This is a genomic window from Boseongicola sp. (genome assembly GCA_014075275.1).
Classification (GTDB): Bacteria; Pseudomonadota; Alphaproteobacteria; order Rhodobacterales; family Rhodobacteraceae.
This window is the reverse complement of the sequence record CP046179.1, coordinates 1,883,855-1,908,961: the sequence shown is the minus strand read 5'-3', so window position 1 is coordinate 1,908,961 and position 25,107 is coordinate 1,883,855. Positions and strand designations below refer to the sequence as shown.

Annotated in this window: 15 protein-coding genes; 9 read left to right on the top strand and 6 right to left on the bottom strand. The window is 57.8% G+C overall.

What is annotated here, in order from left to right:
- Nucleotides 1-37: 37 nt before the first annotated feature.
- A complete protein-coding gene (locus tag GKR98_09615; GenBank protein ID QMU58428.1) occupies nt 38-796 on the bottom strand; it encodes a DeoR family transcriptional regulator in 759 nt (252 codons plus the stop codon).
- Nucleotides 797-1,004: 208 nt separating this feature from the next.
- Between GKR98_09615 and GKR98_09610 the strand changes: the two genes are divergently transcribed.
- The 9 genes from GKR98_09610 (at nt 1,005) to GKR98_09570 (ending at nt 16,475) form a co-directional block, all read left to right on the top strand.
- Nucleotides 1,005-2,576: a glycerol-3-phosphate dehydrogenase gene (locus tag GKR98_09610; GenBank protein QMU58427.1), complete on the top strand. Its 1,572-nt coding sequence runs from the start codon at nt 1,005-1,007 to the stop codon at nt 2,574-2,576.
- 40 nt (nt 2,577-2,616) lie between these two features.
- Nucleotides 2,617-4,101: a glycerol kinase GlpK gene (gene glpK / locus GKR98_09605; GenBank protein ID QMU58426.1), complete on the top strand. Its 1,485-nt coding sequence runs from the start codon at nt 2,617-2,619 to the stop codon at nt 4,099-4,101.
- Between the two features lie 32 nt (nt 4,102-4,133).
- Entirely contained in the window at nt 4,134-5,318 is a 1,185-nt protein-coding gene (locus tag GKR98_09600) for a hypothetical protein (GenBank protein QMU58425.1), read from the top strand.
- Between the two features lie 94 nt (nt 5,319-5,412).
- Complete coding sequence (gene glgP / locus GKR98_09595) at nt 5,413-7,803, top strand: glycogen/starch/alpha-glucan family phosphorylase (protein ID QMU58424.1); 2,391 nt, start codon at nt 5,413-5,415, stop codon at nt 7,801-7,803.
- A gap of 40 nt (nt 7,804-7,843) precedes the next feature.
- Entirely contained in the window at nt 7,844-10,054 is a 2,211-nt protein-coding gene (gene glgB / locus GKR98_09590; protein ID QMU58423.1) for a 1,4-alpha-glucan branching protein GlgB, read from the top strand.
- Between the two features lie 18 nt (nt 10,055-10,072).
- Nucleotides 10,073-11,338, top strand: coding sequence for a glucose-1-phosphate adenylyltransferase (gene glgC / locus GKR98_09585; GenBank protein ID QMU58422.1), 1,266 nt, complete (start codon nt 10,073-10,075; stop codon nt 11,336-11,338).
- The gene (glgA, locus tag GKR98_09580) at nt 11,335-12,759 is read left to right on the top strand and encodes a glycogen synthase GlgA (GenBank protein QMU58421.1); all 1,425 of its coding nucleotides are present in this window, start codon (nt 11,335-11,337) and stop codon (nt 12,757-12,759) included. Before glgC ends, glgA begins: the two co-directional genes overlap by 4 nt.
- 32 nt (nt 12,760-12,791) lie before the next feature.
- Nucleotides 12,792-14,831 carry a glycogen debranching protein GlgX gene (gene glgX / locus GKR98_09575; GenBank protein QMU60049.1) on the top strand — a complete coding sequence of 680 codons (2,040 nt, stop codon included), beginning with the start codon at nt 12,792-12,794 and terminating at the stop codon, nt 14,829-14,831.
- A gap of 12 nt (nt 14,832-14,843) precedes the next feature.
- Nucleotides 14,844-16,475 carry an alpha-D-glucose phosphate-specific phosphoglucomutase gene (locus tag GKR98_09570; protein QMU58420.1) on the top strand — a complete coding sequence of 544 codons (1,632 nt, stop codon included), beginning with the start codon at nt 14,844-14,846 and terminating at the stop codon, nt 16,473-16,475.
- Nucleotides 16,476-16,573: 98 nt separating this feature from the next.
- On the opposite strand, the gene rlmH is transcribed toward GKR98_09570, so the two are convergent.
- The 5 genes from rlmH to GKR98_09545 all read right to left on the bottom strand — a co-directional run bounded on the left by rlmH (nt 16,574) and on the right by GKR98_09545 (nt 24,987).
- The gene (gene rlmH / locus GKR98_09565; GenBank protein QMU58419.1) at nt 16,574-17,041 is read right to left on the bottom strand and encodes a 23S rRNA (pseudouridine(1915)-N(3))-methyltransferase RlmH; all 468 of its coding nucleotides are present in this window, start codon (nt 17,039-17,041) and stop codon (nt 16,574-16,576) included.
- Between the two features lie 13 nt (nt 17,042-17,054).
- The gene (gene rsfS / locus GKR98_09560) at nt 17,055-17,423 is read right to left on the bottom strand and encodes a ribosome silencing factor (protein ID QMU60048.1); all 369 of its coding nucleotides are present in this window, start codon (nt 17,421-17,423) and stop codon (nt 17,055-17,057) included.
- A gap of 151 nt (nt 17,424-17,574) precedes the next feature.
- Complete coding sequence (locus GKR98_09555) at nt 17,575-21,876, bottom strand: hypothetical protein (GenBank protein QMU58418.1); 4,302 nt, start codon at nt 21,874-21,876, stop codon at nt 17,575-17,577.
- Entirely contained in the window at nt 21,876-23,765 is a 1,890-nt protein-coding gene (locus GKR98_09550) for a BamA/TamA family outer membrane protein (protein QMU58417.1), read from the bottom strand. The genes GKR98_09555 and GKR98_09550 overlap by 1 nt, the downstream gene beginning before the upstream one ends.
- Nucleotides 23,737-24,987 (bottom strand): mechanosensitive ion channel, encoded by a 1,251-nt coding sequence (locus GKR98_09545; protein ID QMU58416.1) that lies wholly within the window; start codon nt 24,985-24,987, stop codon nt 23,737-23,739. The genes GKR98_09550 and GKR98_09545 overlap by 29 nt, the downstream gene beginning before the upstream one ends.
- Between the last annotated feature and the right edge of the window lie 120 nt (nt 24,988-25,107).

Genomic DNA, 25,107 nt, shown 5'->3' with positions numbered 1-25,107 from the left:
AACGCTTGAGGCGGGAGTATTTCTGATCAGAAGAAGATCAAGGGGTGAGGATTTTGCAGCCTGTTTCGCGGCAGGCAGATTGGACGGTGTCGGGGGGCTGGGCGTCGGTGACGAAGGTATTGAAGTCGGCGATCTGGGCGATGCAGACCGGGGCGGAGCGGGTGAATTTGGAGGAGTCGGCCATGAGGATCGACTGGTGGGCGCGTTTTTTGACGGCCTGCGCAACGCGGACTTCGCGGAAGTCGAAATCAAGGGCGTCACCGTCTGCGCTGAGGGCCGATGCGCCGAGGAGGGCGTAGTCGGGGCGGAATTGTTGGACGAATTCGGCGGTGACTTCGCCTACGAGGCCGCCGTCGGCAGGGCGCAAAAGGCCGCCGGTCAGGATGACGTCGATGCCCGGTGCGTAAGCGAGGATGTTACCGACGTGGAGGTTGTTGGTGATGACCATGAGGTTCTGGTGGTTTCTGAGCGCTTCAGCGACGGATTCTAGCGTGGTGCCGATGTCGAGGAAGACGGAGGCTCCGTTCGGGATACGGGCGGCAATGAGTTGGGCCATGGCGGTTTTGGCTTCGGCGTGGAGGGTCTGGCGGTCGTGGTGGCCGATGTTGCGGGTGCCCGATGGCAGGACCGCGCCGCCATAGACGCGGGTGAGTTGGCCGGTGTCGCAGAGGGCGGCAAGGTCGCGGCGGGCGGTTTGAACCGTCACATCGAAGGTTTGGGCGAGCGAATCAGTGGTGACCTTGCCGTCGCGGCGGACGAGGTCGAGGATTTGGCCGAGGCGGATGTTTTCGGGCATGATGTGGGTGTCGTGTTCGGGTTGGTTTCTAGGCGAATATAACGAACATTTTAGGGCTGTCTATTGGGTTGGGTGTTCGCCACTTGCGCTGATTGCCGCAGTAATTGAGTGGTTTTTTGCAATTGTATGGATAGGTTGGATTTGAGAGAATGTGAGCGAAAAGAAAATACCGATCTTCAAACGAACTTTCTATATTAGGACCTAGGCGATGACCGAACAGGTGAGCGACCTTTTTATCATTGGTGGCGGGATCAATGGCACCGGGATTGCGCGGGATGCTCAAGGCCGTGGCTTGCAGGTAACCTTGGCCGAGATGAACGATCTGGCGTCTGCGACGTCTTCTGCCTCGACCAAACTGTTTCATGGCGGCCTGCGGTATCTAGAGTATTTTGAGATTGATCTGGTCCGCAAAGCGCTGAAAGAGCGCGAGACATTGCTAACGGCGATGCCCCATATCTCGTGGCCGATGCGGTTTGTACTGCCCTATCACAAGGACATGCGGTTTGAGACCACGACTCCGGCGGCGAAACTATTGCAGACGGTGATGCCCTGGATGAAGGGGCGGCGGCCGGGGTGGATGATCCGGCTGGGGCTGTTCCTGTATGACAATCTGGGCGGGCGGAAGATTTTGCCGGGAACGAAGACGTTGAACCTGGCTATCGACCCGGCGGGAGAGCCAATCGAGGATCGGTTTCAGTATGCATATGAGTATTCGGATTGCTGGGTCGAGGATGCCCGGCTGGTTGTGTTGAACGCACGCGACGCCGAGGAACATGGCGCGACGATATTGGTGCGCACCAAGGTCGTTTCAGCCGAACGTGACGGGGACTTGTGGAAGATCACGACCGAAACGGAAGGCGGCGCGCAAGCCATTCATATGGCGCGGGCGATTGTGAACGCGGGCGGGCCTTGGGTTGAGGACGTGGTGAAGGGGATTGCGCGGCTGAATTCATCTGAAGGTATTCGGTTGGTTCAGGGAAGCCACATTGTCACGAAAAGCCTGTTCGACCATGGGAAGTGCTATTTCTTTCAGGGCGAAGATGGGCGGATCATTTTTGCGATTCCTTATGAGACGGATTTCACGCTGATCGGGACGACGGATAAGGAGTATCACGGGAACCCTTCGGATGCGGCCTGCACCGATGAAGAGCGGGACTATTTGTTGGCCTTTGCAAACCAGTATTTCAAACAGGATATCGGCACAGAAGATGTGGTCTGGACCTATTCCGGGGTGCGGCCCTTGTATGATGATGGTGCGAAATCGGCGACAGCGGCGACGCGGGATTATGTGTTGTCGGTGGATGACAACGGTGCGCCGATGCTCAGCGTGTTTGGCGGTAAGATCACCACCTATCGCAAGCTGGCAGAAGGTGCATTGAAGAAGCTGGCGGTGCATTTCGATGAGATGGGTGATGAGTGGACGGCCGGGGTGGCTTTGCCTGGCGGGGACTTTCTGGTGGATGGGTTTGAGGCCTTGGTGGCTGATTTGGTGGCTGCCCACCCGTTTCTGGGCGACCGTTGGGCCCGCCGTTTAGTGCGGGCCTATGGCAGCGAGGCAAGCGAATTGATGGGGGCGGCTGAGACCCCGGAAGATTTAGGCCGGAACTTTGGCGCGACTTTAACCGAAGCCGAAGTAATCTGGCTTATGGAGAAGGAATATGCGCGTCGGGCCGAGGATGTGGTCTGGCGGCGGTCAAAGCTGGGATTGCGGATGGATGAGGCCGAGATTGAGGCGCTGGATGCGTGGATGACTGGCCGACAGGTGGAAGCGGCGTCTTAGGCGCGCTAGAACAAAAGAAAAGACATCAGGGAGAAGCCCCATGCGTTACGTCATGGCGATTGATCAGGGCACGACGTCAAGCCGTGCCATTTTGTTTGACGATGCAATGAAGATCGTCGGAATGGCGCAGGAAGAGTTTCCGCAGCATTACCCGGCCAGTGGTTGGGTTGAGCATGACCCTTCGGATCTGTGGTCGACGGTGGCGGCAACATGTCGGGCTGTGATCGAAAAGACCGGGATTTCGGCGGACGACATTGCGGCCATTGGGATTACCAACCAGCGGGAAACGACGTTGGTGTGGGACAAGGTGACGGGCGAGCCGTTGCACAACGCGATTGTCTGGCAGGATCGGCGCACGGCGGAGTATTGCGCCGAGATGGTTGCCGCGGGGCATGAAGAGACGATCACGGCGAAGACCGGGCTGCTGTTTGATCCTTATTTCAGTTCGACCAAGCTGAAGTGGATATTGGACCAGAATCCGGGATCGCGCGAACGGGCGGCAAAGGGTGAATTGCTGTTCGGGACGGTGGATACTTACATCATTTGGCGGCTGACCGGCGGCGCGGCCCATGTGACGGATGCCACAAACGCCTGCCGGACGATGCTGTACGACATACGAAAAGGCGGATGGTCCAGCACGATTTGCGAGCTTTTGGGCGTGCCGATGGAGATGTTGCCGGAAGTAAATGACTCGGCGGCTGATTTCGGGATGGCGCGGGCCGATCTGTTCGGGCGCGAGATCCCAATTTTGGGCGTTGCGGGCGATCAGCAGGCGGCGACCGTAGGGCAGGCGTGTTTTGAGCCTGGGATGATGAAATCGACCTATGGCACTGGCTGTTTTGCGCTATTGAATACGGGCGATACGCCGATCCGGTCGCAGAACCGATTGCTGACGACGGTGGCCTATCAGCTGGACGGGAAGCCGACCTATGCGCTGGAGGGTTCGATCTTTATTGCGGGCGCGGTTGTCCAGTGGTTGCGGGATGGGTTGAAGATCATTCGCGAAGCACCGGAGACGCAGCCTTTGGCAGAAAAGGCAGATCCAGCGCAATCGGTGGTGTTGGTGCCAGCGTTTACGGGATTGGGCGCACCTTATTGGAGCCCGGAGAGCCGGGGTGCGGTGTTTGGTTTGACGCGAAACTCAGGCCCGGAGGAGCTAGCGCGGGCGGCACTGGAAAGCGTTGGTTATCAGACGCGGGATTTGCTGGAAGCGATGACGGCAGACGCGCCAGGTGAGTTGAAGGGGACATTGCGGGTTGATGGCGGCATGTCGGCCAGCGATTGGACCATGCAGTTTTTGAGCGACATCATCGGTGCGCCGGTGGATCGACCCGAAGTGCAGGAGACGACGGCCTTGGGTGCGGCCTGGTTGGCCGGAATGCGAGCGGGTATTTACCCCGATCAACAAGGGTTCGCCAAAAACTGGGCGCTTGAGACAAGGTTCGAGCCTGCAATGGATGAGGCGGATCGCGCGGCCAAATACGATCTGTGGAAAAAGGCCGTGGCTGCGACTATGAGTGTCTAGCGGACGCTGAAGGCCGCTGATTGGGCGGCCCAATGCGCAGTAACCATCTTTGGCTATTCATCATGGAGGTTTTCGCGGGTTTGTCGCGCGGATCCTATCTGGTGTGCATAGGCTGGACGACGTTAGTTGTGACCGGCGAAGTAGCCGTGGTGGGGCAGGTTTTCATTCTTGCAATGCTGGCCAATATGCTGGGCGGCCCTCTGCTCGGGACTATTGTTGACCGTAAGGATCGCCGGGTAATCGCAGCGTTAGCACATTTAGGGGTTGCGGGCGTTATGCTGGGCGGTGGAGCAGCGTTGGCCTTTGGTTGGACAACCCCGCTTTTGTTCTTTGCGGTGGCCTTTGGGGCGCAGTTATTGCGCCTTTTGTATCAGCTGGCGCATGACGCGTTGATCCGTGCGAATGCGGAGGACGCCGAGGTTATGGTGCTGTTGGCCCGGCTGCGCACCACGCATCTATTGGCGACGACAGTTGGGACGATAGCGGCGGGTTGGGTCATCCATGCTTTTGGTGCATTCGCTGGTTTTGCCGGATCTGCATTGACGTCGTTCGGTGTAATATTTGCGGCGCGATACCTGGCCGTAGCGATCAAATCGGCGGGCGGCCCGAAGCCATTGACCTATCTGGCGGAATTGTCAGTGGGTTTTCGGACTTTTCGAACGAACCCGGAGATTCGGGTCGCTGCGCTGTTGGCGCTGGTAGTTTTGCCGGTTGGGCAGCTTTCGAATGCGGTGCTGTCCGGCCTTATCCGCAATGACCTTGGACACGGAAGCGATGTGTTCGGATTGGTGGATGCGGCATGGCCGGTTGGAGGGATGGTGGCCGCCGGAGTGATGAGCCTTGGATTGGCGATTTTGCAACGCAACTGGTTTCTGTTCGTGACATCGGGGTTTGCGGGATTGGCGACTGCGGTGTTGGGCGTAGCAACAACCGTTCCGGTGTTAGTTTTGCTGCATGGTTTGATGGGGTTCTTTGTCTGGCTGACTCATATCTCGGTCGATGCCTGTGTGTTGCGCGCCAGCACCGAACAGACGGCGGGACGCATGAAGTCCTACATCGTTTTGCTGCTGAGTGCGGGGGCCATCGTGATGTGTTTGTCGCCCGGTGTAGTGCCGGTGCCCGAAGTTGGACGTTATTTCCAGTTCTGGGGCTGTGTCGCAGCGTCAGTTTCGGGCTTTCTGCTGTTATGGCACGTCGTTAAGAGAATGCGTCTATAGACTCAGGTGGTTGTTGCATTTACTGCCGCAAGTTCGATACATGAAAAGTTAACGCTAACGGCGGTGGGTTGTCCGCCGATTGTAAGGTTTGACGATGTCACGCGACGCTTTGAAGGCCGATATTCTGGGCCACCTGAAATATGCCATTGGCAAAGATGCGGAACATGCGACGATCTATGATTGGCGTGTGGCCCTGTCATTGGCCGTGCGTGACCGGATTGTGGATCCGTGGTTTGACTCGACGCGCGCGACGTATCGCGCGGGCGCTAAGCGTGTTTACTACCTTTCCATGGAGTTTTTGATCGGGCGTCTGTTGGAAGACGCGATGGTCAACACCGGCGTTCTGGACGAGGCGAAGGCGGTTTTTGATGACCTTGGCTTGCCGTTTGATCAGGTCGTGCATGATGAGCCGGATGCGGCGCTGGGCAATGGCGGGTTGGGCCGGTTGGCGGCGTGTTTTCTGGAAAGCCTGTCGACGCTGGGTATCCCGGCCTATGGCTATGGCATTCGCTATGAACACGGGTTGTTCCGGCAGCGGTTCGAAGATGGTCGGCAGGTGGAAGAGCCTGAAGACTGGCTGAATCAAGAGCATGTCTGGGAATTTGAGCGCCCTGAGGCGGCCTATGAGGTTGGTTTCGGCGGCGAAGTGCGCCACGAGGGCGGCCGTTTTGTCTGGCGTCCGCACGAGGCGGTGATCGCGCAAGGTTTCGACACGCCGGTGATCGGCTGGCAGGGGAACTGGGGCAATACACTGCGACTTTGGGGGGCATTGCCGAAGAAGTTGTTGGACTTGGAGCGGTTCAACCGTGGCGACTATGCAGGGGCGGCAGAGCCTGAGGCGCTGGCACGGACAATCAGCCGGGTTTTGTATCCCGATGACACGACGGACGGCGGTAAGACGCTGCGCCTGAAGCAGGAATATTTCTTCACGGCAGCCTCGCTGCGCGATATTTTGCGACGGTTTGAATCTGAGCATTCGGATCTGCGTGATCTGCCGAAGAAAGTCGCGATCCAGTTGAACGACACCCATCCGGCGATTGCGGGCCCCGAATTGGTCCGACTGCTGCATGACGAGCGTAAGATGCCGCTGGCAGATGCGATTGAGACGGCGCGCGGGTGTCTGAACTACACGAACCACACGTTGCTGCCTGAAGCGTTAGAGCGTTGGTCGGACGGGTTAATGGGGTATCTTTTGCCGCGTCACCTTGGGCTGATTGACGACATTGATAAGGCGCACAAGGCGCAATATCCCGGCGTGTCGATCCGTGAACACGGCCAGGTCAAGATGGGCGAATTGAGCTTTATCATGGCGTCGAAAGTGAACGGTGTTTCGGCGCTGCATACGGAATTGATGAAGAAAACCGTCTTCCGCGATCTGCATCAGGTGCACCCGGAACGGATTGTGAACCGCACAAACGGGGTTACGCCGCGACGATGGCTAAAAACCTGTAACCCACGCTTGTCTGGCTTGATTTCCGAGACGATCGGCGACGGTTGGATCGGGAATGCCGAGGAACTTCAACAGCTTGAACCACATGTGGATGACGCCGGGTTCCTGGATCGTTTTGGCGCGGCCAAGCGGGGAAACAAGGCTGAGCTGTCGAATTGGATCGCGTCTGAGATGGGTGTTCAGGTTGATCCTGAGGCCATGTTCGATGTGCAGATCAAGCGTATTCACGAATACAAGCGTCAGCATCTGAACATTCTGGAAGCCATCGCGCTGTGGCAGGAGATGCGCGACAATCCGAATGGGAACTGGACACCACGGGTCAAGATCTTCGGCGGCAAAGCGGCGCCCGGGTATGGGTTTGCCAAGGACATCATCTATCTGATCAATTCGGTTGCCCGGGTAGTGAATGATGATCCGGTGACGTCGAAATGGCTGAAGGTGGTGTACCCCGCAAACTATAACGTGACGCTGGCCGAGCGGTTGATCCCGGCAGCGGATTTGTCTGAACAGATTTCGACGGCGGGCAAAGAGGCCTCGGGCACCGGCAATATGAAATTTGCGATGAATGGCGCGCTAACGATTGGCACGCTGGATGGTGCGAACGTGGAAATCCGCGAGCATGTGGGCGAGGACAACTTCTTTCTGTTTGGGCTTAGGTCTGAAGAAGTGGATGGACGTCGTGCGGTCGATGGCCATGCCAGCAAAGCGATTGCGGCTGATCCGCGATTGGCGCGGGCGCTGGATGCGTTGCGCAACGGCACTTTTGCTGATGGCGATCATGACCGGTTCCGGGGCATTGCGGATAACATCGCAGGACCGGATTACTTTTTGGTGGCGTCAGATTTCAGCGACTATTGGCGCGCTTCCCGTGATGCCGACGGTGCATTCCGTGACCCGGCCCGCTGGGCGCGGATGGCGGCGCTGAATACAGCGCGGTCAGGTTGGTTCTCGTCAGACCGGACCATTCGTGGTTATGCTGCTGAGATATGGGACGCGCTTCCGTCAAAGCCATTGCGGGATATCGCGGCTGAATAATGAACTGCCCGACTAAATGGGCAGAGTGACAGGGATTGGGATGCCTCAGACGCCGGACGGTGCCGAAACAGCCATTTCCATCGACGATGCCCGGCGCATCGTTGTCGGTCAGCACGACGATCCGTTTTCTGTCCTTGGTCCGCATAAATTTGGGCGCTCGCGGTTTGTGACGGCGTTTGATCCGGGCGCGGTGCGCCTGTTCGCTGTGGTTGCTGGGAAACGTCATGCACTGGCGGCGGTGCCGGATGTGAGAGGTGTTTTCAGCGGCAAGGTGCCTGGGACAAAGCCTTACTTACTAGTGGGTGAAGATGATGCCGGCGGGTCGTGGGAGATGGAAGATGCCTTCCGTTTCGGTCCTGTCATGGGCGAGATGGACGAATACTTGCTGGCCGAGGGTACGCATGAGCGTATCTGGAAAGTGCTGGGCGCCCATGTGATCGACCACGAGGGCGCGCGGGGAACGCATTTCGCGGTTTGGGCACCGAATGCGCAGCGGGTTTCGGTTGTTGGAGATTTCAATGTCTGGGACGGGCGGCGGCATCCGATGCGATCGCGCGGGTCTACCGGGGTTTGGGAGACGTTCGTGCCGGGCCTTGGCGAAGGCACGGGGTATAAATATGAGATCGTCGGAATTGATGGCGTGACCCAGCCGTTGAAGGCCGATCCCGTGGGATTTGGCAGTCAGCATCCACCCGAGAATGCCAGCGTTGTGCGCGATATTGCCGGGTACGGTTGGGGCGACGGTGATTGGATGGCGGCGCGTGGGGCGTCGAATGCCCGAACTGCGCCGATCAGCGTTTACGAAGTGCATCTGGGGTCGTGGCGCCGCAAGGTTGACGATGGTGGGCGACCGCTTAGTTACAAGGAAATGGCGGAAGAACTGGTCGATTACGCGGTTGAGATGGGGTTCACCCATCTGGAACTGCTGCCGGTCAGCGAGTTTCCGTTTGACGGGTCTTGGGGATACCAGCCGGTGGGGATGTTCGCACCGACTGTGCGATTTGGCCCGCCGCACGAGTTTCGAGATCTGGTGGATGCGGCGCATCAGAAGGGGCTGGGGGTGCTTCTGGATTGGGTGCCGGGGCATTTTCCGACTGATGCCCATGGGTTGGGTCGGTTTGATGGCACTGCTTTGTATGAACACGCCGATCCGCGCGAGGGGTTCCATCAGGATTGGAATACGCTCATTTACAACTATGGGCGGCGGGAAGTTTCCAACTATTTGATCTCAAACGCGCTTTACTGGCTGGAAGAGTATCATGTGGATGGGCTGCGTGTGGATGCGGTGGCCTCGATGTTATACCGCGACTACAGCCGTAAAGATGGCGAGTGGGTGCCGAACAAGGATGGTGGCCGTGAGAACTTCGAAGCTATCGAGGTTTTGCAACGGATGAATTCGGTGACCTATGGCAAGGTCGACGGGATCATGACGGTTGCCGAGGAATCGACCAGTTTTCCTGGCGTGTCGCGCCCTGTTGACGCGGGCGGTCTGGGGTTCGGCTATAAGTGGAGTATGGGGTGGATGAACGACACGTTGGAATACGTGAAGAAGGATCCCGTCCACCGGAAATACCACCACGATCAGATGACTTTTGGTCTGCATTACGCTTTTAGCGAGAACTTTGTTTTGCCAATCAGCCATGACGAAGTTGTGCATGGCAAAGGCAGTATGCTGGGCAAGATGCCGGGGGATCGGTGGGAAAAGTTTGCCAATCTGCGCGCTTATTACGGGTTCATGTGGGGCCATCCCGGCAAGAAGCTGTTGTTCATGGGACAGGAGTTTGCACAGTCTGCGGAGTGGAACCACGATGCGGAATTGGACTGGGCTTGTTTGGGCGATGATCAGCACGGCGGGATGCAGCGATTGGTGCGCGATCTGAACACGCTTTATCGCGGGGAACCTGCGCTGCACTTGAAGGATTGTGAGCCGGACGGGTTTGACTGGATCGAGGCCGGGGCGGCGGAAGACAGCACGTTTGTCTGGGTGCGACGTGGGGGTGCGGATGATGCGCCGGTAGCGGTGATCTGCAATTTCACGCCAATCGAGCGGGTCGATTGGCAGTGTGGTTTACCGGAAGCCGGTCGATGGAGCGAAGTGTTGAATACGGATGCGGCCATTTACGGAGGCGGCAATCGCGGAAATTACGGGGAAGTCGTGACAGACACCGAAGGTTGGCATGGACAACCGGTGTCGGCGAAAGTCACCATTCCCCCGTTGAGTGTGATTTTCCTTCGGTACGAGGGTGAATAACAAAAGGGGAGGATACGAATGTCAGCGACACAGAACCGCCTAGCCCACAGAACAATGGCCTTTGTGCTGGCCGGGGGGCGCGGATCCCGGTTGAAAGAATTGACGAACAATCGGGTTAAACCGGCCGTTTTCTTCGGCGGCAAGACGCGGATCATCGACTTTGCGCTCTCCAATGCGCTGAATTCGGGTATTCGGAAAATGTCGGTGGCGACCCAGTATAAGGCGCACTCGCTTATTCGACACTGCCAGCGTGGCTGGAATTTTTTCCGGGCTGAGCGGAACGAGTATCTGGACATACTGCCTGCCTCGCAGCGTGTGGACGAGAACAAATGGTATGTGGGCACGGCGGATGCGGTGACCCAGAATATTGATATCGTCGATAGCTATGACATTGATTACATTCTGATTTTGGCCGGCGATCACATCTATAAGATGGATTACGAACTGATGATCCGTCAGCATGTAGACACGAATGCGGATGTGACGGTTGGATGTTTGACGGTGCCGCGGATGGAGGCGACTGCCTTTGGTGTGATGCATGTCGATGACACCGACCGCATCACTCAGTTTCTGGAAAAGCCTGCCGATCCCCCTGCAATTCCCGGCGATCCTGATCATGCTTTGGCGTCGATGGGTATCTATGTCTTCAAGTGGAGTTTCTTGCGCGAGTTGTTGTTGGCGGATGCGACCAATCCTGACTCGACCCACGACTTCGGCGGCGATCTGATCCCGGATATCGTGAAGAACGGCAAAGCGCAGGCGCATCGATTTACTGACAGTTGCGTGCGCCATCGCAGTGACGCCCCGGCTTATTGGCGCGATGTGGGGACGGTGGATGCGTTCTGGCAGGCAAATATCAACCTGACCGATTTCGACCCTGATCTGGACCTTTGGGACAAGGAATGGCCGATCTGGACATACTCGGAAAGTGTGCCACCTGCGAAGTTTATCCATGATCAGGAAGAACGGCGCGGTTCGGCTGTGTCTTCGTTGGTGTCGGGGGGATGTGTGATTTCGGGAACTGAAATTCGCAATTCGCTGCTGTTCACGCAAGTGCATACAAACAGTTACGCGGTTTTGGATCACGTGGTGGCGCTGCCGTATGTTAACGTTTCCCGGTCTGCTCGATTGACGAATTGCGTTGTCGATAGAGGTGTGCAGATTCCGGAAGGTCTGGTAGTGGGTGAAGATCCGGTGGCGGATGCTGATTTCTTCCGGGTTTCGGAAGGCGGTGTGACTTTGATTACGCAAGAAATGGTGGATGCAAAGGTCGCTTCTGAATGACCAAAGTGCTGTCCGTGGCGTCTGAATGTGCTCCGCTGGTGAAGACCGGTGGGTTGGCGGATGTTGTGGGCGCACTGCCGGGGGCTTTGGCGCCATTCGGGGTCCAGATGCGGGTGTTGTTGCCGGGGTATCCTGGTGTTCTGGCGGGTTTGAGTAAGAGCAAAGTCGTTCTAAAAGACGCTGATTTGTTTGGCGGCACGGCTAAGGTGCTGGCGTCAAATGTCTCTGGTTTGGATTTGTTGGTTCTCGACGCGCCGCATTTGTTTGACCGTGGTGGTTCGCCTTATTTGGACGACGCTGGCAGGGACTTTGCTGACAATCCTGAACGCTTTGCGGCTCTTTCCTGGGTTGCGATGGTGATTGCGCGGGATGGAGTCGGCGGATGGCAACCTGATGTGGTGCATTGCCATGACTGGCAGGCTGGTTTGGCGCCCTACTATTTGCGACAGCAGGGAGTTGATGTTCCTTCGGTTCTGACCATTCACAACATTGCGTTTCATGGGATTGCCGGGGCTGAAAAGTTGATTGGGCTGCGCCTTGACCCTGCGGATTTCGGCGAAGCGGGTTTTGAGTTCTGGGGAAATATCTCGGCTTTGAAAGCCGGTTTGCAGTTTGCGACCAAGCTGACCACGGTTAGTCCGACCTATGCGCGGGAATTGACAACGGAAGAGTTTGGCATGGGCTTGGACGGGGTGCTGCGCAATCGCGAGGGCGACTTGCAGGGTATTCTGAACGGCATCGATCTGGATGTTTGGAACCCGGCCACCGATGAAAACATCGCCACTTACAAGACTGCCAGGCGCAAGGGGCGTGCCAAGGCCGCTCTGTTGCAAGAGTTAGGACTACCGGCGGCGGATGGACCGTTGTGCGTTGTTGTTTCGCGGTTGAGCCACCAGAAGGGTCTTGATGTGCTGTTAGAGGCCCTGCCTGCGCTTGTGGATCACGGCGGGCAATTGGCTTTGTTGGGGTCGGGTGACAAAACGTTGGAAACGGCATTTCTGCGGGCAACCGAGCATCAGAATGTTGCGGTTAAGATCGGATATGACGAGGCTCTTTCGCACCGGATGATGGCGGGTGCGGATGCGATTTTGGTGCCATCGCGGTTTGAGCCATGCGGTCTGACGCAGCTTTACGGATTGCGGTATGGCACGATCCCGGTGGTGGCCACGACGGGTGGATTGGCGGACACGGTGATTGACGCCAGTCCGATGGCGATGCGATCGGGTGTGGCGACGGGCGTGCAGTTTGCGCCGGTGACGGCCCATGCTTTGGCGGGGGCTTTGACGCGGGTTCGAGGATTATACTCCGACCAAACCGCCTGGGCACAATTGCAGAAAAACGCGATGAAACAGGACGCCGGTTGGGCGGCCTCGGCTGGTGAGTACGCGGCGCTGTATGATGGGTTGATCGACGGCGCATGAATTATCAGGTCACGGCAGGACATTGCGCCGAGATGGGCGCTTTAGTCGAGAGCGACGGCGTAAATTTTGCCGTCTTCTCGGAGAATGCAACCCAGATTTACGTTTGTTTATTTGATGATAGCGGAGTTGAGACTCGGATTGCCTTGCCTGAATTTGATGGCGGTATCTGGCATGGGCATATCGCTGGGATTGGCGCGGGTCAGTTGTATGGGTTGCGTGCGGACGGGCCGTATCGCCCGGACGACGGGCACCGGTTCAATGTGCATAAGCTGCTTTTGGACCCCTATGCGCGGCAGATCACCGGTCACCCAGAGTATGACGATGCGATCTATGGGTATGATCGTGGGGCCGAAGCGCGGGATTTAAGTTTTGATACGCGAGATAGCGTGAATTTCATGCCACGATGTGTTGTGACCGATTATGCGCCGGAGGCGGCTGTGCATCCTGATACCCCTGACGACGAAACGGTGATTTACGAAGCACACGTAAGCGGGCTGACCCAACGTTTACCGGGGGTTGAGGGCGCAGGGACGTTTGCCGGTGTGGCCTCGGACCCGGTGCTGGCGCATCTGAAACGGCTTGGAGTGACGGCGATTGAGATGTTGCCGGTGCAGGCGTTTTTGAATGACCGGTTTCTGGTCGACAAAGGGTTGGTGAACTATTGGGGCTATCAGACAGTCGGTTTTTTCGCGCCGGATCATCGGTATTTAGGGCCGGACGGGATTGCCGGGTTTCGGGCGATGGTGGATCGGTTCCACGAGGCCGGGATAGAAGTGATACTGGACGTTGTTTACAATCACTCGGGTGAAGGGGACGAGCTTGGGCCGACCTTGAGCTTCCGGGGGTTGGACAACGCGAGTTATTATAGACTGCATGACGACCAGCGGTATTACATCAACGATACCGGGACCGGGAACACTCTGAACGTTGATCGTCCGATGGTGTTGCGGATGGTGATGGATAGTCTTCGCTATTGGGTTGAGGTGATGGGCGTTGACGGCTTTCGCTTTGATCTGGCGGCGGTTCTGGGGCGGACGGCAGAGGGGTTTGATCAGGGGGCCGGGTTCTTTGATGCGATCCGGCAGGACCCGGCTTTGGCGACCACCAAACTGATTGCTGAACCTTGGGATATTGGTCCCGGGGGGTATCAGTTGGGGGCATTCCCGCCGCCATTTCAGGAATGGAACGACAAGTTTCGCGATGGTGTGCGCCGGTTTTGGCGGGGTGATGTAGGACTTGCTCCGGATTTGGCAGCGCGGTTGACGGGTTCGGCTGGGGAGTTTGATCACTCGGGCCGGATGGCGTCGGCCTCGGTCAATTTTCTGACGGCCCATGACGGGTTCACGCTAGAGGATTTGGTTTGCTATTCGCGGCGGCACAATGAGGCGAATGGCGAGAACGGGCGCGATGGGCATTCAGAGAACCTGTCGGACAACTTCGGAGTCGAGGGTTTTAGTGACGATCCTGAGGTTCTTGCGGCGCGCGGGCGGCGGAAGCGGGCGATGTTGGCGACTATGTTTCTGGCGCAAGGCACGCCTATGTTGTTGGCGGGGGACGAGTTTGGAAACTCGCAGAGCGGCAACAACAACGCCTATAATCAGGATAACGAGACGGCCTGGGTCGATTGGCCTGGGGCAGATGGTGAGCTGACAGATTTTGTAGCTGGGTTAATTGCCTTTCGGGCGGCGCATCCGATTCTGCGCCAGAAGCTGTTTTTGCATTCTCGCGAACGGGCTGTGGATGGGTTGGAAGACCTGTTTTGGTGGCGTGAAGACGGCGCGGCGATGGAAGCGAGTGACTGGCATGATCCGGCGCGCAAGATCGTGGCGGTAGAAAAGCGGATGGCGGCCGGAACGCCCGCCTATGCGGCGATGGAAGCGGCGATTTTCATGGTGTTCAATGCGGGCGGAGCGACTGAAGTTGCGATGCCTGACGCGCCGGACGGGCAACGCTGGTGTCAGAAGGTCGACACGTCCAATCTGGATCATGTCGCGTTTCCGGTTTTGGATGATAGGCTGGAGATTGCGGAGCAAAGCGTAGCGGCCTTCGTGCTGATCGCGGACGAGACATAACTGGGGGACTTCATGGAACGCATTCGAGTCGAGACATCACCGATCAAGGGGCAGAAGCCGGGAACCTCTGGTTTGCGCAAGAAAACGCGCGTTTTCATGGAGCATCACTTTCTGGAGAATTTCGTTCAGGCGATCTGGAATGGGATTGGCGGGGCCGAAGGTAAAACTTTTGTTCTGGGAGGTGACGGACGATATTTCAACGACCGGGCGGCGCAGGTGATCTTGCGGATGGCGGCGGCTTCGGGCGCAAAGAAGGTAATCATTGGCACCGGGGCGATCCTGTCGACCCCGGCGGCATCTAACCTGATCCGCAAGCGGAAGACGGACGGCGGGATCATCATGTCGGCGAGCCATAATCCCGGCGGACCGGATGAAGATTTTGGTGTGAAGTTCAACACACCGAACGGCGGACCCGCGCCGGAAGATGTGACCAACCGGATATTCGAGGCGACGACGGCGCTGACGCATTACGACATGCTTGAGGCTCATGATGTCGACCTTTCGGTGCCGGGGATCGTCGATCTAAGGGGTATGGAGGTCGAGGTTGTTGATCCGGTTGCAGACTATGTCGAGCTGATGGAAAGCCTGTTTGATTTCGGGAAAATCCGGGCTTTGTTTGCCGGTGGGTTCACCATGCGGTTTGACGCAATGCATGCGGTAACGGGACCTTATGCCACTGAAATCATTGAGAACCATCTGGGCGCGCCTGCGGGGACAGTGATGAACGGCGTGCCCTTGCCGGATTTTGGCGGTGGGCATCCTGACCCCAATCCGATCTGGGCGAAGCCCTTGGTCGATCTGGTGATGGGGCCGGACGCGCCAGATTTCGCCGCCGCCTCGGACGGGGACGGAGACCGGAATATGATCCTGGGGCGCGGGGTCTATGTGACGCCTTCTGACAGTCTGGCGGTTTTGGCAGCAAATGCCCATTTGGCACCGGGGTACAGTGGTGGATTGGCTGGCGTGGCGCGGTCAATGCCGACGTCTGGCGCGGTGGATCTGGTGGCGAAGGCCAAGGGGATCGAGTGTTTTGAGACCCCAACCGGGTGGAAGTTTTTTGGCAATCTATTGGATGCTGGGAGAGCAACGCTGTGTGGCGAGGAGAGTGCTGGGACGGGCAGCGATCATGTACGCGAGAAGGATGGCGTTTGGGCAGTCTTGTTGTGGCTGAATATTTTGGCTGAGACCGGGTTGTCGGTGAAGGACACGTTGGCGGCGCACTGGGCGGAGTATGGGCGGAACTACTATTCGCGCCATGACTACGAAGCGATTGATGCGGGCGTGGCGAATGCGATGTTCGATGATTTGCGTAGGAAGTTGGGCACGTTAGCAGGACAGAGTTTTGCGGCGGGTGTGGTCGCGACGGCCGATGAGTTTGCTTACAACGATCCGGTTGATGGGTCGCGGTCAGAAGGGCAGGGCATTCGAGTGGTGTTCGAAAGCGGCAGCCGGATTGTCTATCGGCTGTCTGGCACCGGAACGGTTGGGGCGACGGTGCGGGTTTATCTTGAGAGCTATGAGCCGGGACCGGAGAATTTGGAGATGGATGCGGAAAGTGCATTGGCAGGCGTAATTGCTTCGGCAGATGCGATAGCAGGCATTCGGGAGCAGACCGGGCGAGATGCGCCGGATGTGAAGACTTGAGGTCTGTTTGGGTCCACGCCTGACGGCGCGGATCCGCCGGGGGTTTCACCCCCGGACCCCCAGAGTATTTCTAATCAGAAGAAGGTTTGGTCGACCGGTTAGTCCCGGTGGTAGGGTGCGCCTGCGAGGATCGAGGCGGCGCGATAGAGTTGTTCTGCCAGCATCACGCGGACCAGCAAGTGGGGCCAGACCATTTTGCCGAAGCTGAGGCTGTAGTCGGCTTTGGCGCGCAAAGCGGGATCGATGCCATCTGCGCCGCCGATGACGAAGGCAGCCTCGGCGCGGCCTTGATCGCGCCAGTTGGCGATGAGGTCGGCGAAATCGCGGGAAGATATGAGTTTGCCGCGTTCGTCGAGGGTGCAGATCGGAGTGGCGTTGCCGATGGATTTTTCGAGAAGGGTGGCTTCGGCGGGCATGCCGCCTTTTTTGGCTTCAACCTCGGCCACGGTAACGGGGCCAAGGCCCAGGGCGCGGCCCGTGCGATCAAATCGGTTGAGGTAATCGGCGGTCAGATCGGCTTCGGGACCAGCACGCATGCGTCCGACGGCGGCGATTTTGAGTTTCATCGCCGCGCCGTGCTTATGATTTGGACGTGGTTGCTGCTGTTGGGGTCAGCCACATCTTTTCGATCTGGTAAAACTCGCGCACTTCAGGGCGGAAGACGTGGACGATGATATCGCCCGTGTCGATCAGAACCCAGTCGCCGGCATCTTTGCCTTCGAGTTTAGATAGCCGCCCGTGTTCCTGCTTCAGCGAGCCGACCAGGTGATCCGAAATGGCGGCGACCTGACGTGTGGAGCGGCCCGAGGCGACGACCATATAGTCGGCCATCTCGGATTTGCCACGCAGGTCGATCTGAACCACGTCTTCGGCTTTGTCTTCTTCCAGCGATGTCAAAATGTGGGCAAGCAATTGCTCGCTTGTCAGGGGGGCAGTGTCATCGGTCATTGTGCGACCTTTGCTGCCAGCAGCCGATGCGTTGGCTGCGATGTGGACGTTTGACAGGACATTGTCCTCCTTTGCTACACGCCTTGTCTGGGCCCGGCGTCGGACCACGGTATCAATGTAACACCGGCATGTGGAATTTCCAAGAATCGCGTCAATAGTCCTGCTCGTAGAAAATGCCAATGCTGGTTTCGCCGGTATTTGTCGCAGAACCCTTGAGTGTGACCGAATTGGAGACATCCAGATTGAGGTTCAGCTCAGTTTCGCCTTCGGCGTTGACCGTGACATCGGTGTAAAGATTGTCGCCAAGGTAAGCGCCTGCGCGGACAGCGGTATTGCCAGCCTCGTCTGTGGTGACGTCGAAATCAGCCAGACCTGCGCCGCGTCGGATGTTGCCGACCACGCCTTCGCCGCCTTGTCCCGCCAGGGTGCGCACCGCAAGGGCGAGGCGTGCGGCCTGTAAGGGGGACAGGGTTTCGATGCCGCGCCCGAAGATCAGGCGGGCGAGAACCTCTTCTTCCGGGAGGTCGGGATCGAACGTGAAGGCGATGTCTGGGTTGGTGGCGGGGCCTTCGATGACGATGTTGACTGTGGCGTCGTCGGTGCGGGTGCTGGCAAGAAGGCTGATCACGGGGACGAAGGAGCCCTGCATTGTGATGTTGGCATCCTCGATTTCGAGCCTTTGGCCAAGGATGTCGAGGCGACCCCGGATCAGGTTGAAGGCGCCGATGGGGATGACGTCGTTGCTGGTTCCGGTGATCTGCAGGCCGCCGCCGAATTCACTGTCGAGACCCCGACCACGCACAAAGACGCGATTGGGGGCGTTGACTTGAATGTTAAGCGGAAATCCGGGGCCGCTGCCGCCTGCCCCCGCATCGGCGGTTTCCAGAAGCCCGGCGCGCTGGCGGGTACCCCGCACTGGGGGTGGTTCATTGATGTGGATGACTTCCGGGATGTCTCCTGCGCCGCCAAGGCCGGTGGAGGGGATCTGAATGTTGGTTTCGCCAAGGTTCAGCGTGCCAGCGATGGAGGCTCCGCCTGCGAGGGGGCCCGAGGCGGTGATTGTGCCGGTGACGGTGGTTTCGAACAGGCGCGGGTCGATGAGGCCGACTTGGTTCAGAGTGATGTTCAGGTCGGAACTGAATGGCGCTTGCAGGCCCACGGGGCCGGTAATGGCCAGTGTTCCACCGGTGTTGACAGTTGAGCGCAGGTTGATGTTGGCACGGGCATTGGCAAGGCCGACACTGAGTTCAGCGTTTTCCAGTGTCATGCCAATGGCAGGTGCCACAAAGCGCGCGCCGCTGCTTTGCATTTGGCCGGAAACGCTCGCGAGTGTCGGCGGGCCATTGACTGCAAGATCGAAATTGAGCGTGCCGGCCAGGGACCGCGGTTGAATAAAGCGATTGGCAAGGCCGAGCGGAGCCTGTCCGTCGAAATTAAGGTTTACAGTTGAGAAATCATCGGCAGCGGTGCCGGAAATACGTGCGGATGTTCCACCGGGTCCTGTTGCGTTGACGTTGATATCCAGACTGTTGCCGCTAGCCTGTGCGATTGTCCCATTGATCGTTGCTGGACCGGCGATGCCAGAGACAAAAGGTGCGACGTCATTCAGGCGCGCATTTAGATCAATCTGGCTGCCGACGGTGCCAAGGGTGCCATTGGCAGTCGCAGTAATTGTGCGGGTTGATATGTCAAAGGTCGTGAATTCAGCCGCAGCCCCATCGCGGTGGGCATCGAGGGTCAGCGCAATGTCGCCGGAAAGGAGGTTGTCGGCTTCGGCGTTGCCGGTTCGAATGCCGCTGGCGTTGACCGTCGCTTCGACATCGAAGTGGTTCAGATCAATCGAGAGATCACCCTTGGCATTGGCGCTGACCTGTCCCGCCAGTGGGCGATCGGCGAGACCTGCAAAGACGGAGAGGTCCGGCAAATCGGCCACAAGGACGCCCGAGAGGGATGGGCTGTCGCCCAGTGGATCAAAGGCCGTGCCGGTAGCGTTTACCGTTGCGGCAGGTCCGCTCAATGCCGTGTCAAATGTCCAGTCGCTGTCTTGGCGCGCAGCTTCGGTACGAAATGCAACAGGCCCTTCGGGGGCGGTTTCGGCAAGAGATCGGGCGTCTGTGATGGCCCCGGACAGAGTGAACTGACCAGTGCTGTCGGTAATGAAACCGTTGGCGAGCGCAGTGATCTCTTGCCCGTCCAACTTGGCATTCTTCAAAGTATATGTGCCGTTCTCCAGGTTGGCATCAATCAGAAGCGAAACGGGGCCTGTAAGCAGAGCATCAGCCTGGGGCTGGCCGGTTGTGATGTCGGTATAGGTACCATCGAGTTCGATGGATGCGCGGCTTAGATCGGAGGTGCCTGCAAGCGCAAAATCGGTGTCGACGCGGCCTGATATTGGCCGTTGGGCCAGTGCTGCAAAGTCCGCGATATCGGCCGCCTGTAACCGCCCGTCGGCCGTGATGAATGGAACCTCAAAAATATCTCGTGCGGTGCCGTCGGCCGTGAGTGTCGTGCGGCCAAGATTGGTATTCGTTCGCCAGGCCCAAATCCCGTCGATTGCTTCGGCACTGGCTGTAAGGCTTACCGGGCCGGAGAGTTCAGGTATCACAAGTGATGCGTCTGCAAGACTGGCTGTTACTTCGGTTGTCGCACTTCCGGTTTCCAACGCGATACGGCCAGTGATCTGGGCATTTGGTGACTGAAGCTGGTTTAGCTCGATAATTGTGCCTTCGGTGCTGCGTGCCGCGCGGATGGCCAATTGCGCTTGACCAGCGAGAATGCGGTCAGCCTGGGGTTGGCTGACGATCAAATCCTGGCTGCTTCCGGTCGCAGAGATGTCAAAAACACCGGCAAGCGGTGCCACGGTAAAGGCGGTGTCTATGTCGACCGCACCCGCAAGTTGTCGCTGGGCCAGGCCAGAAAATGCATCCAGCCGCGCGGCGCGAGCTTGCGCTGTACCAGTTGCCAGCGGACCTTCTTCGGAAAAGACCAGTTCGGCCGCCCCGTTCAATGTGTAGCTTTCCCCCTGAACATCGAATTTGGTGATGCGTAATGGCGCGTTCTGCTGCCAGTCGAGCGTGAGTTGCCCTATCACTTTTTCCCCAAGGGCGTCTTCGACGTTCGGGTCGCCAAGGTCCAGGGCCAAGACGTCGAAATCAAACGTTGCTTCAACCGCGCGCGAGGGCTGGCTTTGGATATTTCCCTGTCCGGCAAGCGTGAGTTCGTCGGCCGCGAACCCGGGGCGATCCAATCCGTTGATTTTAAATTCACCCGCCCAGGCTTCGCCACGGGCGGCGTCAAAGCCGATGCCAAGATTGACCGAGTCCACTCGAGTTTCTGGGCCGGGAATTGGCAACAGAACCGGCGATCCGTCAGGCGAAGCGATTCCGCCGCTGATGTCGATGGTTTGAGGCAGACCGGTGCTGGCCAGTGCGATATTGCCCTGCAACTTGACGGCCTGAGCCTCTAACGCGATGTCCGAAATATCCAGGCGGCCATCGGAAAACTGTGTGACCCGGGTTCTCAAAGCGACGTCGGGGCCAAAAAACGGCTGGTACTCTGGCAAAAACACCGGGGCCAGATCGCCGCCTAAGTCTGCGGTTATTTCCAGCGTTGCATCGGGAGTGTCGTCCGGTGTTCTGGTCAAAATGGTGCCTCCGAAACGTTCCTGACCGTCGGTTGCCAATGTTATGTCGGCGGTAAAGGCGTTCAGCGGCGCGTCGCCTTTGATGGTGAAGTCGAGCGCGGGCTTGCCGGGAAGCCCCGCCAGGTTAGCGACCAGGCCATCGGGGCCCTCGGTCACACTTAGATCAAGAGTTAGCCGGGTCGATGCGTTGCTGTAGCTGGCGTCAAAAACGAATTGACCGTCGCGATCCTGTCGCTGGATGTCGAGACCCGCTGCCCCTTCACCGCTGATAAGTGACAGGTTGCCGGTGATGCTGGCGGCAATGTCTTCGCCAAGGACTGGACGTCCGATATTAACCAGGGCGGCATCGATTTTGTCGATCTCAACCGAGACGGGAAGTTCGGGTAGGCTGAAACCGCCTGCTTCGGGCGCCGGTGTCTGAGCTTCGGCTGGAAGGGGCAGGCGCGGCAGATCGATGGTTTCTGCAGAAAGTTCGGTCACGTCGATCCGGCCTCTGAGAAGCGCCGCGCGGGACCAGTCGAGCGTTACGTCGGTCAGCGTTAGCCAGGTGCCGTTGGTGTCGGAGATACGCAAAGTTTCCAAAGTGGCCTTGCCGCTAATTGCGCCTGCGAAACCGGTGATTTCAACGTTGCGTCCTTCGCCGGACAGGTTGTCTTCGATCAGGCGCTCCAGAAAGCCGCCGGGGTCTTCTTCGGCATCGGTTTCGGACGTGGAACTGAAAATGCGATCCAGCCAACCGGGTTCGTCCTGTGCCAAGGCGACCCCGACAGAGACGGTCAGAATTGTAGCTGCTGTCAGAATGCGGCGCATCAGAAGGCCTGCCCGATGCCGACGTAAAGATAATAGCTGGAAGAGCCGGACTTGTTGCTGACCGGTGTCGCGACATCCAGCCGGATGGGTCCGATGCCAGTGTTGTAGCGTAAGCCAAGTCCTGCGCCAGAGTGGCTGTCGCCGCTACCATCAGGGAAACTTTCGCTGCCGACGTATCCCCAGTCGTAAAACCCAACGAGGGAAAAATCCCCTTGAATAGGCACGCGAGCTTCTGCGGACAGACCGGCAAAAGAGCGACCGCCGCTGCGATTGCCGCCAAGGTCAACGGCAAGTGACTGATAGTCCTGCCCGCGCACTGTGCCGCCACCGCCCGAATAGAAGCGGTAAAATGGTGGGCTGTCTGCAAGATTTGGCCCAACGATCGAGCCGAATTGCAGGCGCAGCGCTGCTGTTATTGGGTTGCCAAGATCAAAGGTTTTGTAGCCACGTGCGTCCAGTTTTACTTGGGAGCCGCTGGCACTTTCATCAAGACCAAAGAACGGGGTCGCCTCAAGGTCGACGAAGACACCTTTTGAGGGGTTCAATGGTTCGTCGCGGCGTTCCAGGGTTGCCCCAAGTGGCATGGTCAATAGCGAATAGATTTCGCTGCCAGTCGCGTCGTCAACCTCGGAATAAAGGTAACCAAAGCCACCGTTTACGACCAGTTCGTCGGTGGCATAACGGGTGAGGCCCAGATTGAACTCGCTGGAGTAAGATATGAAGTCCGGTTCATCGAGTTTTTCGATGCCGAAAGTGGCAAACAGGTCTACGTCGGCGCGCGGCGTTGCCGGGCGTTCATAGCGCACACCTATCGAGTAATCGACGCCGCCAGTTTCCCCTGTAATGCCGGAAACCTCGCCATCGACACGGAAACGCTCGGCCCCACCAAGGAAATTGCGGTGCAGCCAGAAACCAGAGAGTCGGACCCCTTCGACGGTACTGTATTCTGCGCCAAAACCGAAACGGCGAGGTGTTGCCTCAACCACTGTAATGTTCATCGGAAGGCTGTTGTTGGGCCCAATATCGGCAGCCTCTTCCACGACAACCGAGCTGAAACTGCCGGTTCGGCGCAGACGGCGTTCGGCGCGGGCGACTTCTTTGGGATCAAACTCGCGCCCTTCTTCGAGGCCGGCAATGATGCCCACGCGGCGGGTACTGACATCTTTGTTGCCGTCAATGGATACGGTGCCGAAGTTCAGTTTTGGGCCCGGATCAATGCGGATAGTCGCGTCGATTTGGTTTTCGTTGTGGCGGGCGATGATCCGTTGATCCGAGACACCGGCCTTTGCATGGGCCTGCTCACGCCAACCATCAATAGTGGCCGCCGTGGCATCACGCATAGCACCGGTAGTGGCGGCGGCGCCCGGAATGAATGTCTGTGGCAATTCGGTGAGCCCGGTGCGCGGGCCAATGGCTATATCGGAAAAACGATAAAGCGGGCCCGGATTCACGACAACACGAATGGTGTCGATGGTCTCGGGGACGTTTAGAGGCTGGATCGACGCGGCCTCGCGTCCGTTCACTGTGATCAAAATGACACCGCCATAGTGCCCTCGACCGTATAAAACGCCCAGGAGTCTGGCATAATCCGCGCGAGCAGCAGCGAACAATTCTTGAGGATCTTCAACACTTTCGCGCCGGGCTTGCAGCACCAGCGAGGCGTTGCCTATGGCATCGCGCATGTCTTTGTTGCCAGCGGTTACGCCAACAACGATGGCGGTTTCAGCAGAGACAGCAATAGTTGAGGCAAGGAACAAAGATGCCGCAAGTCTCCCTGTTTTCCACCAACTCACCTGAAGACGCTCCAATACCGAAACCACAATTCCGATTATATCGACCGGCGCGCAAAAAACAGGGCAATTATTTGTGTGTGGGCGCATCTGGCGCATCTGGTTGGTCCAGCATACGAACTTCGCGCTGTGGGAACGGAATGGATATGCCGTTTTCCTGAAATTTATCCCACAAAGCCAAGTAAACGTTCCCGCGGATGTTGGTCAGCCCTCCCGTTGGGTCGAGTATCCAGAACCGTAAGATGTAGTCTACTGAGCTGTCACCAAAGCCGACGATGTGGCACACCGGTGCGCGATCACTGAGAACGCGATCGACACTTGCAGCGGCTTCGCGTGCGAGCTTTCGCACTAAATGCGGATCATCGCCGTAAGCTGTGCCGAAATAGATATCCAGGCGAACAAAATCGTTGGAGTGAGACCAGTTGACGACCTGACCAGTGATTAGATCTTCGTTGGGAATAAGATACTCACGGCCGTCGCGGGTTGTGATCGAGACGTAGCGAGCGCCTAAGGCGTTGATCCAACCGAAAGTGTCCCCGATAGAGATGACGTCGCCCGGTTTGATGGACTTGTCCAAAAGGATGATGACGCCCGATACCAGGTTCGAGACGACTTTCTGTAGGCCAAATCCAAGGCCGATGCCGATAGCGCCGGAAAGGACGGCAAGCCCTGTCAGGTCAAATCCAACTGCCTTGAGGCCGATGAAAAAGGCCGCACCAAACAGCAAAACTTGCAGGAATTTCACCGCCAGCACTTGCATTGACGGTGAAATGTCTTTGTTGGACTGGATGCGATCAGTTGCTGTATTTGCGGTGAAACGCGCCAGTGTAAACAACACGCCGATGACAACGAGACCCTGCAGTACTGTCAGTGAGGAAAGGTGAAAATCTCCGATAGAGAGAGCAAGGCTATCCAGGAATTGCGCGATCTCGTCGGTGATCCCCAGGTAATAGAGTGTCACATAAATCCAGAGACACCACGTGACGACCTTGCGTAGAAAAGGGTTTTTGACAAGCCGTGTCGCGATGCCGACAATTAGGATAGCGACGGTGATTGTGCCGACAAGCTCAAGCAGGAAACGGCTCGAACGCCAGGGCGTTATGAGTTCCATGCCCTTGGCAGACGCCCAGACCAGTACGGTAAATGTGATCAATCCCAAACGATTGTTGAGTGTTAGCAGTCCGCGAAGTTGCCATTTTGGTCGTCCGGACAGAGTGTGCATCCATGCGCGCATGTGCGGGCGTAACCGCTGGGTAAGAAGCCAGGCCAATGCGATGCACAATGCCAGGATGCCAACCTGATACTGCCGCGAAGGTAGCATCAGCAATGACGCCTGGTTAACGGCTTGATCCAGAAGCGGTGTAAGGTGCTCTAGCAAAGGGTAATTATGCTCTGTGGCTTCACAAACATAAGATTGGACGGATGACTTCGCGCCTGACGG